The 11,999-nt window shown below is 62.6% G+C and carries 8 protein-coding genes; 2 read left to right on the top strand and 6 right to left on the bottom strand.

The features are described from left to right. The 5 genes from RTN46_RS04835 to RTN46_RS04855 form a co-directional block, all read right to left on the bottom strand. Nucleotides 1-426 (bottom strand): ATP-binding cassette domain-containing protein (locus RTN46_RS04835; protein WP_312179456.1); only part of this gene is annotated, 426 nt, incomplete at its 3' end. A 3-nt stretch (nt 427-429) separates the two neighbouring features. After that, nucleotides 430-1,329 (bottom strand): ABC transporter permease, encoded by a 900-nt coding sequence (locus tag RTN46_RS04840; RefSeq protein WP_312179458.1) that lies wholly within the window; start codon nt 1,327-1,329, stop codon nt 430-432. After that, entirely contained in the window at nt 1,329-3,380 is a 2,052-nt protein-coding gene (locus RTN46_RS04845; protein WP_312179460.1) for a glycosyltransferase, read from the bottom strand. The genes RTN46_RS04840 and RTN46_RS04845 overlap by 1 nt, the downstream gene beginning before the upstream one ends. Beyond that, on the bottom strand, nt 3,377-4,564 hold the full coding sequence (gene glf, locus RTN46_RS04850; protein WP_312179462.1) for a UDP-galactopyranose mutase: 1,188 nt from the start codon (nt 4,562-4,564) through the stop codon (nt 3,377-3,379). Before glf ends, RTN46_RS04845 begins: the two co-directional genes overlap by 4 nt. Nucleotides 4,565-4,665: 101 nt before the next feature. Next, a complete protein-coding gene (locus tag RTN46_RS04855) occupies nt 4,666-6,717 on the bottom strand; it encodes an acyltransferase family protein (RefSeq protein ID WP_312179464.1) in 2,052 nt (683 codons plus the stop codon). Between the two features lie 261 nt (nt 6,718-6,978). On the opposite strand from RTN46_RS04855, the gene RTN46_RS04860 reads away from it, so the two are divergent. Beyond that, on the top strand, nt 6,979-10,899 hold the full coding sequence (locus tag RTN46_RS04860) for an FtsK/SpoIIIE domain-containing protein (RefSeq protein ID WP_312179465.1): 3,921 nt from the start codon (nt 6,979-6,981) through the stop codon (nt 10,897-10,899). 46 nt (nt 10,900-10,945) lie between these two features. On the opposite strand, the gene RTN46_RS04865 is transcribed toward RTN46_RS04860, so the two are convergent. Beyond that, a complete protein-coding gene (locus RTN46_RS04865) occupies nt 10,946-11,371 on the bottom strand; it encodes a hypothetical protein (RefSeq protein ID WP_312179466.1) in 426 nt (141 codons plus the stop codon). Nucleotides 11,372-11,673: 302 nt separating this feature from the next. Between RTN46_RS04865 and RTN46_RS04870 the strand changes: the two genes are divergently transcribed. Beyond that, a complete protein-coding gene (locus tag RTN46_RS04870) occupies nt 11,674-11,922 on the top strand; it encodes a WhiB family transcriptional regulator (RefSeq protein WP_055239553.1) in 249 nt (82 codons plus the stop codon). Nucleotides 11,923-11,999: the final 77 nt, after the last annotated feature.

Consider the following 11,999-nt stretch of genomic DNA (forward strand, 5'->3'; position numbering starts at 1 on the left):
GATAAAGGGACCGATTTCGGAGAACTCGACTATGGAATCGAACTTCTCGTCGATCTCGTCCTGGCTCATGCCCAGAATGGCCCCGTTGAGATAAACGTTGTCACGACCGCTGAGGTCATGGTGGAAACCGGCTCCAACCTCGATCAGTCCGGCAACGCGCCCGCGGGTTCCAACGGTTCCGCTGTCCGGACGCATGACACCGGAGATGTGCTTGAGCAAGGTAGATTTGCCGGATCCGTTTAAACCGAGGAGCGCAACCGTCTCACCTTTCTCGATGTTCAGGGTAATTCCCTTGAGCGCGTCGAACTTCTCACTCAGGTCGCCTTTGCGGCCCTTGAGAAGCCATACAAACGCTTCCTTCATCGAGCGTGTGTGCCGCAGAACGAATCGCTTGTTGACGTTATGTACTTCGATGGCATTTGCCACGGTTCAGAGCTCCTGCGCGAAACGGCCTTCAAGGCGGCGGAATACTAGTTGGCCCAGCAGCAGGACAGCTGCCGAAACAGCCAGCCCAATGGGAAGCCACATGGACAGCAGATGTGGCGGGATGGGCTCTGCCCCGTCCGTCGTGGGAAGCCAGAATGCAAAGTGGAACGTTTCCACACCCACGGTCAGAGGATTCAGCTGGTAGATATTGAAGAACGTCTCCCCGAGCTGTCGTTGCACCATCATCCAGGAATACAGGACCGGCGAAGCCCAGGTCGCGATCATGAGCAGCATGTCGACCAGGTTCTCCGCGTCCCGGAAGTACACGTTGACAGCTCCGAAGAGCAGTCCCAGTCCCGTGGCCAGCAGCGCTACAATCAGGAACCCGCCGGCCGCCGCCGCCAGCTGAATGAGGCTGGGACGCCAGCCGGTAAACAGGCAGGCAACCACCAGGATCACGATCTGGGGCAGGAAATGCACACCGGACACCCAAACGGATGCCACCGGGAAGAGCTGGCGGGGCAGATAGATCTTCTTGATCAAACCGCCGTTGCCGACAATCGACCGCGAGGCATTGCCCAGAGCTTCGGTGAAGAAGTTGATCAGGACGATGCCCGAGAACAGGTAGATCGCATAGTTCGGCAAGCCGCCGGGATTGGTGGGGCTGCGCTCCAGTCCGAGGAAAACGCCAAGCGCGATGTAAAACACGACGAACTGGACGCCGGGTTTTACATACGACCAGAGCAGCCCAAGGACAGAACCCCGGTACCTGACCTTAAGCTCCTTGGATACAAGGAGCTTAAGCAGGAACCGTGACTTCAGTACGTCCCGCAGTCCGGCGCCGGCGCCGGGGGTAATCAGTCCCGCCGACGAACTGCCGCCGTTCGTGGCACTAACGCCCACTACTTCCCCGCAGAATCATTCGTGTCCTTCGAGGGTTCGGAAACCGAACCATCGGAAGACATGGCCTCAAATGTCTCTCTCCATGCCTCGGGGGAGGTGAAGTTGGGAAGTTCTGCCCGGTACTGCTCCGAGAGACGGTCCCAGTTAAGCAGTAGCTCCTTGTGGAGCTTGATGCTGCGGGTGATCATCTCGCGGAACTTGGCATTGTCCCGCTGATACCAGGAAGCGCCCGTACCGTCCGCGGATGACACCAGCGCGGAATCAAGCTGGGAAAGTCTCCACCACCGGGCATCCATCGCGGGCACAACGGCCTCGGGGTTCTCCAGGGCCTTTTCGCGGACAGGAACCACCTGCCGTACCGCTCCTGTGACGGCCTTGGCTAGGGCTGTCCGCATGTTCTGCGGTGCCACTGGCTGGATTCCGCGCTTGGGCGGACGCACACGGTGAACTGGCGGGAACGATCCGACGTCGGTGCTGACCTGAGCGTCTGTGAATTCGGTCCGCCGTTTGCGGATTTCCGGCAGCTTGGTCTTGATGGTCTCGTGCAGGTGGCCTGGGCCCTTCAAGACATCTTCGAGGCCTTCGAGGCGAAGTTCGACTGCTGAGTACTGCATGGAGAGCAGGTGACGGACGTCGACTGCGAAGCTCTCCTTCATCAGGTTGCCGCCCTTTTTGTACGGCGAGTAGATCATTGCCGCAATCCAGCGGTTCCGCTGGTGGAAGTACGCCTGCCAGTCGATGGTGTCGTCTTTTTCGGTCCATGGCATGTGCCAGACTGCGGATCCGGGGAGGGATACGGTCTTGTATCCCTGCTTCCGGGCACGGATACCGAATTCGGCGTCATCCCACTTGATGAATACGGGAAGAGCCAGGCCAATCTCGCGGATGATGCTGACCGGAATCAGGCACATCCACCAGCCGTTGAAGTCCACGTCCACGCGGCGATGCATCCAAGGCGTCGTCCGCAGGTTGCTCGCGGAGAAGTCGTGCGCTTCCTTGGTCTCCTGGTTCGGACCCCAGTAAAAACGCCACTCATTGATGCTCTCTCCGAAGGTATGGAGGACGGAGCGCTCATAGAGGTTGAACATGTGCCCGCCGACGATAGTGGGCGTGCGGGTAAAGTCGGCAAACTGGACGGCGCGGAGGATGCCCTCGGTCTCAACCATGACGTCGTCGTCGAGCAGGAGACAGTAGTCGCTCTCACCATCGTTGACAGTTTCGTACATGCCGCGGGCGAAGCCGCCGGAACCACCAAGGTTTCCCTGCTCCACGAGCCTGAACTTCGAGCCCAGCACGGCAGCAGCCTGCTCGTAGCCTTCCTCGTCCTTCACCCGCCTATTGCCCTGGTCGGTGATGATGAGGCGGTCCAGGACCTCCAGCAGTTCCGGAGCCTCCGCGAACGTCGTCAGATGCCGGACACAAAAGTCGGGCCGGTTGAAAGTGGTAACAGCGATGGATACGGTACCGGGAACAAAATTCTCCGGTTTCGGGACGGACCACTCCGCCTTGAGCAGGGTTACCGCATTGCCGTGGGAGACCAAATCGAACCAGTACCAGCCGCCGTCACCGAACTGCTTGAGCGGGAGGTCGATTGTGAGCACGCCCCCACTCTCGGATGTAAGGCTCTCGACCCGGTTAGAGGTTCCCCTGGGCGAAGAGCGGTAAACGATAACCGTTGCCTCAGAATCAACCTCTACGGCCAGCCGCACCTGCTCGACGTCAGTATGAGCCCGCCAGTAACTTGCAGGAAACGCGTTGAAGTAGGTGCCAAAGGAGACCCGGTTGTACTCCGGCAGGCGGACCTGGCGGCGTCCCACGATGAAGTCAGACCGCTGGTTTGCAGACTGGCCAACCACGGCCCCGGCTGAAGCACCGGTGCGCGAGGTGCGTGAGCGGTCATCGATCACGCGCTGCGCCGAGTTGAAGTCGACGTACAGGGGCAGGGTGTCCATGTCCCCGTCGGTCGGGAGGACAACCCGGTGAACCGTCTGCCAGTCTGTATCCACCGCGGTCATATCGCGATCGATTTCGTTCTGCGCTATTGTGCTCACGCGTCTACTCCTCCGCTTTCCAGCTTGGCTCCCCCAGTGAAGTGGGGCTTGATCTTATTGTCATACATGGAAAGCGCGGAGCCGATGGCCATATGCATGTCCAGGTACTTGTAGGTTCCCAGGCGTCCACCGAACAGCACGGACTTTTCGCCCTTAGCGAGGTCGCGGTAAGCCAGCAGCTTGGCACGATCTTCCGCGGTGTTGACGGGGTAGTAAGGTTCGTCGCCCTTCTCGGCGAAGCGGGAGAACTCCCGCATGATCACCGTGGCGTCTTTGGTGTAGTCACGCTCCGGATGGAAGTGCCGGAACTCGTGGATCCGCGTGTAGGGGACGTCCTCGTCCGGGTAGTTCATCACGGACGTTCCCTGGAAGTCCTCGATCGGCAGGACTTCTTCTTCGAGGTCGATGGTCCGCCAGGACAGGTCGCCTTCAGCGTAGTCAAAGTAGCGGTCAACCGGGCCGGTGTAGACAACCGGAACCTGCCCCAGGGTGGTATTGCGCGAGAACTCGTGGCCTTCATCGAAGAAGTCGGTTTTCAGGTGCACCTGGATGTTGGGATGATCAGCCATCCGCTCGATCCATGCCGTGTATCCGTCGACAGGCAGGCCCTCGTACTTGTCATTGAAGTACCGGTTGTCATAGGTGTAGCGCACAGGCAGGCGGGAAATGATTTCCGCGGGGAGGTTCTTCGGATCGGTCTGCCACTGCTTACCTGTGTAGTACTTGATGAAGGCTTCGTACAGCGGCCGCCCGATGAGCTGGATCCCCTTGTCATTAAGGTTGGCCGGATCCGTCCCGGCCAGTTCGCCGGCCTGTTCCTGGATCAATGCCTTTGCTTCTGCGGGGCCCATCGTGGACCGGAAGAACTGGTTGATCGTGCCGAGGTTGATCGGCATCGGGTATACCTCGCCCTTATGGCTGGTGTAGACCTTGTGAACGTAGTTTGTGAACTTCGTGAACTCGCTGACGTAGTTCCAGACCCGCTCGTTCGAGGTGTGGAAGAGGTGTGCTCCGTAGCGGTGCACCTCAATGCCAGTCTGGGCTTCGTTTTCGCTGTATGCGTTTCCACCGATGTGGTGCCGGCGGTCCAGGACAGCAACCTTCAGGCCTAGTTCCTTGGCAGCACGCTCGGCTACAGTGAGGCCGAAAAAGCCCGACCCGACGACGACGAGGTCAACGTTCACAATCACTCCTGTAAGTTTCGGCGCGGCCCGCGGCACGCGCCCGACGGTCAAGGTTACCGAACATTTGCTGCAGACACACTTTCAGCCCAGCCAAGCAAGGCTTACCAATGGACCGCATCGTGGAACCGGCGATCGAACTCTCCGCTCATCGAAGCCGTAAAGGACTTCGTGAGGTGGTTGTCGTCCAGGTACACGAACACGTTTCCGACAACCGGCGAGCACCAACCGTCCGGGCAGATCAGATCGGTCATGTCCACCAGTGCCAGTCCCTGCAGGGAGTCGAAAATGGCGGCCATTTCGGAACTGTCCGACAGCTTGTCCGAGAGGGGGAAGGCGCAGTCGTCCCCCCGGTCGCCGTTGGCTTCTGCGCACTGGATCATGTTGACGCCAAAGCGCGGATTGTCCCGGATGGCGACGACGGGAATGCCGAAGCCGGCCAGGTCCACTGCCGCTTCGGGCAGGCCCGCCACCACGTTGTCCTGCGCTTCAGTCGGATGCGCAGCGGTTCCCACCGCTACCACCGCATCCGGCTTGAGTTCATGGGCGTACCGCAGCGCTGCCTCGTTAAAGTCATTGCATTCCGGACGCCGTTCACTGTTCGGCTCGCCGAAGGGGCATGCGCCGAGCATGAGTGCAAAGACCCGGTATTCATTGGACTCCGCCATTGGCTGGATCGCACCCAACCATTGCTGTGAGTGTGAATCTCCGAGGACTAGGAGCGTCTTTTCATAGTCCTGGCTATCCGTGCCCACGCAGCGTTCTGCCAGGACGGGATCTGTTGGCCCGTCGTCATAGCTGCTGCAGTCGCCGTCCAGCGTTCCCCATTCTGAGCCAAGCGAACTCAGTAGCGGAAGTGTGGGTGATTCCGGGCTGCTTTGGTCTTCATAGCCGTCCAAGAGCACCCGTGCTCCAGGGTTATTCTGGACAGCCTCGGCCTCTGCCCGTTCCTTCTGCACTTGGAGCCCCTGCTGCCATCCGGCCACCGGCACCGCAACCAACGCGACGCACACGGCGATCACGACTCCCGAGCGCCGTTTCTTCGCGTCCACCCAGGCCATTGAGCGCAGCGGCCGCTCCACGAACTTCGTCGTCAGGTAAGCGAGCACCAGGGACAGCGCAATGATCGCTGAGCCGCCCACCAGCCCCACCTCTTCGCGTCCGCGCCAGATCAAGTAGATGACCAGGATGGGCCAGTGCCAGAGATAGAGCGCATAGGACATGTCTCCGAGCCGGATCAGCGGCTTCCAGGTCAGGACACGGTCTGCTCCAATAGGGCTTCCGGTCTGGCCGGCCACGATGACAAGGGCGGCCGCCACCAGCGGCCACAGAGCTACATAGCCCGGGAACTGTCCCTGAACATCCAGGATGAACCCGCCGGAGAGCATCGCGGCGAGGCCCACCCAGCCGGCAGCAATGCGCAGTGGCCGAGGCAGCTTCAGATAGGGGATGGCCAGTGCCAGCAGGGTGCCGAAGGCGAACTCCCACAAGCGTGTCCGTGTATCGAAGTACGCATGCGCCTGATTGGTATACGTCTCGTGGATGGAGAAGGTGAGGGAGAGCACAAAGACCACGCCGAAAACCAGCAGGACGATCCGCCGGAACCGCACACGTGTGGCCCGGGCTATAACAGCCGCCAGGGCGAACAGCAGGGGCCACAGGATGAAGACCTGTCCTTGGACGGACAGGGACCAGAAGTGCTGCAGCGGACTGGCGACGCTCTGATCCGTGGCGTAATAGTCAACAGAGTTGGCGGCAAGCACCCAGTTCTGGAAATAGAGCAGGGAAGACCAGGTCTGGGCCAGGATGTCCGACCAGCGTGAACGGGGCACGAAGAGGGCCGTAGCGGCCAGGACAGCCAAAAGTACGACGACGACGGCCGGCAGCAGACGCTTGAACAGATGCATCCAATATCGGCCCAGGGCCAGGGGCCTGCCCGCCTCAACCTTGCGGATGAAGGAGAGCGTGAGGAGGAACGCGGAGATGAGCAGGAAGATATCCACACCGCCGGACACCCGCCCGAACCAGATGTGATAGGTCACCACCATAAGGACAGCGAGCGCCCGAAGTCCTTGAACCTCTGGCCGGTAGGACGACGGCTTTGACGCCACTCGCGTCGGATGCTGCCGCTGGGCAGCAGTTATTTCCTGGGACACTCAGACCTCTCATCGGAGCTTGCACTTCCCCCGCCCAGAAGTCTACCTCCGGGTAACTAAAACGTGGGCCAAACCAGCTTTCGGGTGAGGGTCCTTATCCACAGGGCACAGCAAAGACCCGCAGAACCTGTGAACGGTGGGTAAGCTCGCCCCCAATCTTTGCCATTCTTCCTTGCCAGGAGGCCCACCGTGCGCTTTCACGCCATCCTTGTACAACCAGCGGGTGAGTCGTCAAGGACGAGGTCCGGCAGGCTTGGCCAGGTGGTCCCCCTCGTGATCAACGCAACGGGAGATTTTTCCTGTGCCGAGCTGGCTGCCGCGTTGGAACAGGCGTTCGGTCCGGGTCCCTACACTGCCGATGGCCACCCCCTGCAGGGGCGGTCCGCTGCTGCTGGCTCCCTCCTCAACGGGGTTGTGCTGGCGCCCACTGCTCACACCCCGGCGGCAGCACGTGTGGATCCGCCCCCACTGGTTCTCGTGACCCACAGCGGTCCGGACGCCGGCAGGATTATCGAGCTTCGCCGCGGCCGGTACCGGCTGGGCCGTCCAGGCCTGGCCCCTCTTTCCGGGAGCAGGTCCATTGAGTTCCGGGATCCGGCGCTCTCACGGCTGCATGCAGAACTACTGGTGAGTGCCCGCGGTATCCAGATCACCGACGCAGCCTCACAGAACGGTGTGTGGGTGGATGGCCGGCGTGTTCGTAAGGCCGAACTTTCCACCGCGTCGCTGGTCACGGCCGGGAACACCACGTTCCAGGTCTGCATCCCGGATTCTGTTCGACCACCCACGGGCAGCCGCTCTTTCGCGGAGCCGTTGACGGTACCAGTGAAGCCACCCGGTCCCCACAACCCGGCAATGCTGCTGGCGGCGCTCCTTGCACTGGGGCTGGGCATAATAATGGCCCTAATGACAGGATTGTGGATGTTCCTCGCCTTCTCGGCGCTTACAGCGCTGACGGCCTTCGGGGGGTTCGCGGGTTTGCGACGCCGGACACGGCGGTTCCGGGCTGCGGCAGCCAGGACCGCCACTGCGGACAAGACCCGACGACGGCTCGCCCACCCCACCGCAGGGGATCGGGCACTGGCGGCACTTCAGGCAAGCCTCCCCGGGCCAGAGCAGCCCCAGAAACTTCCCCGCGGCGCACCGGCCACACCGGCGCCGCCCCTGAACGAGCTTCGCCTCGGGACCGGCACGATGCCCGCCAATATTAAGCTGCTGCAGGCACCAACGGAGGGCTGGACTCCCCCCTTGCTCGACGACGTCCCCGTTACCTTCGTCCCATCCGCCGGAGCCAACATTCGCGTTACCGGCCCGGCCGCGGAGACGATGGGGATGCTGCGCTCTGTACTGCTTCAGCTCGCGGCCAACCATCCGGGAGGGGCCCGCCCCATCCTCGTGCTGTGCCGGGAAGCCGACCGCTTTAGTTCCGATGCACGGCTGCTGCCTGGAGTCCAGCTCCTTTCCACCAGGGATATCCCGGCGGCAGCTAAGGCCATCCAGGCCGCCGCCGGCCGAAACGCTTCCGCCGTGCTGACCGTACTGGTGCCTCCATCCGTCTCAGCGGAGGCCGGCCTGCTTCGAGCAGGACTGGCAGACGAGATCCGGAAATCAGCGGTTTTCCTGATAGCGGCCCAATCCGACGGGCCGCGGCCGGCTCCCGCCGATGCGAACGGCGACGTTTCAATCACACTGTCCGGAGACAGCGGGATTTTCTCGACGGCTGGCACGGAACTCCCGTTTCAACCCGACCTCATCGGCCCCCAGGCCTTCCACCGGACAGCAACGCGGCTGGCCTCAGCCGGCGCCCACAACGACCAGCCGGCTGGGCCCCCGGCTCTCTTCCCCATGTCCAGCGACGGCATTGGAGCCACATGGGCCGGCAATGGCGCCCCGCACGCCGCTCTCGGCTATCAAGGAGCCAACCCAGTGTCCCTGGGCCTGCTGACAGACGGCCCGCACTTCCTCATCGCCGGAACAACGGGATCGGGAAAGTCCGAACTGCTGCGGACGTTCATCATCTCGTTGGCAGCCACCGTCCCGCCGACCCTGCTGAACTTCCTGCTTATCGATTTCAAAGGAGGTTCGGGACTCGCTCCCCTCGCCCGGCTGCCGCATACCGCCGGATTCCTCACGGATCTTTCCGGTGAAAGCGTCGTGCGGACCCTCACATCCTTAAGGTCTGAGCTGAGGCGCCGGGAGGCTCTGCTTTCTGCTGCCGGGGCAAGCGATCTTGACGGGTTTAATGGCACCGATCCCCTACCGGCAGCGATCCCCCGGCTGATCGTCATCGTCGATGAGTTCCGAATGCTGGCGGATACTGTGCCCAACGCTGTTGAGGACCTCATGCGGATAGCCGTACTTGGCCGTTCCCTGGGCTTGCACCTCGTTCTGGCCACCCAGCGTCCGCAGGGTGCGGTCACGGCGGACATCCGTGCCAATATCTCCACCTCTGTGTGCCTCCGGGTCCAGTCCGCTCTGGAATCCCGCGACGTTGTTGGCTGTGATGACGCCGCGGACATCCCTGCCGGTTCCCCCGGCAGTGCCATTGTGCGCAAGGCGGGCAGCGCCGCATTCGCGTTCACGGTCAGCTCGACCGCATCAGGGCGTAATCCGCCGCCGCGGGTACAAACCCTGGCCCAGTACCTGTCAGCTCCCCCCGACCTGCGCGACACACCCCCGGGAAGCAGTCTTGAGGAGCTGGTCGAGGCGGTGAATCACGCGGCCTCCGCTGCCGGCTTTCCAGCCGAGGCACCGGCTCCGGTCCAGCCGCCGCTGCCCCATTCCCTCCCGCACGGAGCGCACGGGCACGGAACGCGTGGGCTCAGCTCCGGACATGGCTCAGACACCACCTTGTGCCTGGGATTGGCTGACCGCCCGGAACAGCAGCGCCAGGATCCGCTCGAGTGGGCGCCGGACCGGGATTCGCATCTGGCTGTAATCGGGCCGGGCCAGTCCGGGACGGAATCCACTACCGCTCTCCTTGCCGCAGAGCATCTGGCCGGGTTTCCCGCCCGGCACCTCTATGTTCTCGACGGAGACGGTTCGCTGGCATGGACCGCCAGCCACGCACAGACAGGGGCCTACGTCGCGCCGCACGAAACCCGCAGGGCAGCCCGGGTCCTCGCTGTCCTGGGCGGCATCATTCTCCAGCGACTTGCCCGCGGACGCGGAGGCACCTCCCGCACCGGAGACCCGGGAATTACCCTGCTGGTATCGGGCTGGGGCCGGTGGCAGGAAGCCTTTCGGTCCAGCCGGTTTCCCGGCGCGGAAGAGGACATACTGGCTCTGGCCCGCGACGGCGAGGGCACCGGGGTTTGCCTGGTCATCAGCGGCAACCGCGAACTGCTCACCGCACGTTTCTTCCAGCTCATCCCGAACCGGCTCTGGTTTCCTGCCGGGCTGCCCGACGATGCGCTGGTGGCGTGGCCACGGATGCCGCTCATGGAGCCGGTGCCGGGCCGAGCCTATGTGCAAGGGAGGATCGGCGCGCCGGCCGGTGCGGTTGCCCAATGCGCCGAGCCGCCGGAATCCGCTGAACGCACCCCGATTCCAGGCGGGTCCGCCGTGCCGCAGCGTGTGGATGCCCTGCCCGGCTTCGCTGTACCGGCGGATCTAGCTCCGGCGTCCGGACCGGACCGTTTCCCCCTCGGGCTGCACGGCGATGAACTGGACACGGCTGAGGCGTATCTGCCTTCCGGCTCTACCTTCCTGGCCCTCGGACCACCCGGATCAGGCCGGACGATGCTGCTGCGTCAGTTCGCACATGCCGCCGGACCAGGGATGACGGTTCATCACTTCAACCCAGGCTGTTACGAGGCCACGCGCATGGCCACAGAGGCGGTGGAGCCCCCACCCGAAGACCAGAACATCCGTAACCGCCTCATCCTGGTCGATGACGCCGATCGGCTCCCATTGGAGGCACACCCGTGTTTGACGCAGCTGCTCGATCGTGGCGCCCGGTTGGTGCTGGCGGCTGCCCCAGGCTTCGGTCTCGCCTCCCGCTTGCCCCTGGCAGCACGGCTGCGGGCCGATCCCCGGGGTGCGCTCCTGGCACCCCGACAGCAAACTGATGCTGAGTTTTTCGGAATCCGGCTAACTCTGGACGGGTCTCCCCGGCCCGGACGGGGTTATCTCGTTGCGGGAGCCAAAGTTACCGAAGTGCAGTTCGCCTGCCAGGACTAGCTTCCGGAACGGCGCCGTCACCGCCAGCGAATCGCTGCAGCGGCATTCAGTAAGTCTTGGGCTCCGAGTTGGTACGGCTGGTCCACGCAATTACGGGTTTAGTAAAGAGCAGCAGAAGGATTGCGGCCGGGGGCAAGAGCAGCAGCAGGCCAACCAGGACCACGCCGCCTTGTAGCGTCGGCACGGCAATCGCGACCATAAAGAGCTGCCAGACCAAGGCCGCGGCCCGCGTCCAGCGCATGCCGCGGAAGAAGAAATGGCCCACCACCAGAAGCCAGGCGGCTACCGCCAGGATAAGAATGAGGCTGAAGATTGCTCCGCCGAGGGAGGTCGCCGTGGCTGTCAGCAGGTTGTAGACATACCAACCTGCAACTGCCAGGAGCCCGAGTGCCTCGAGCACAAGGATGGCGGAAATCAGGTTTACTGCCGCCGGACGAGATGTGGGAGCCGTGGAATCTTGGGGTCTTGACACACTGGCACACTACCGGACATAGTCGAGGAGCGGCGACGGTGGAACCCTCAACCATTAGGCTTTGGCAATCCCCGCGACAGTGACATGACGGTGTCAGCCATTGCGTAGTCCACGGTCCCCTGTGACGCATCACTCATCATTTCCGGCAGATTAACAGCTTGTTAACCCTTGTTTGCGTTTCCCTGTCGTGACACTCTTGTAGAGGGGATCAGGGGCCGGAACCGGCCCCTTTAGTTTGTGGTTGCTCGTGAATGTTTTCACAAACAATCGGAGTCGACTTTTCAGAGGAGATAGTGATTAGCATGGATTGGCGGAGCCGCGCAGCGTGTCTGGACAAGGATCCGGAGCTGTTCTTCCCTGTGGGAAACACCGGCCCGGCCCTTCTTCAAATTGAAGAGGCCAAGAGCGTGTGCCGCCGGTGCCCGGTTATTGATACCTGCTTGCAGTGGGCCATCGAGACCGGTCAGGATGCCGGCGTCTGGGGCGGCATGAGTGAAGATGAGCGTCGAGCGCTGAAGCGCCGCGCTGCCAGGGCGCGCCGGGCTTCCTAAGGAAGCGCCCGGGAACCGCGAGGTTCCAGACCGAACCAAGACTTACTCAGACGCCCCCGTCTGAGACACACGAAGGG

Source organism: Arthrobacter sp. (genome assembly GCF_031988865.1).
GTDB lineage: Bacteria > Actinomycetota > Actinomycetes > Actinomycetales > Micrococcaceae > Arthrobacter_B.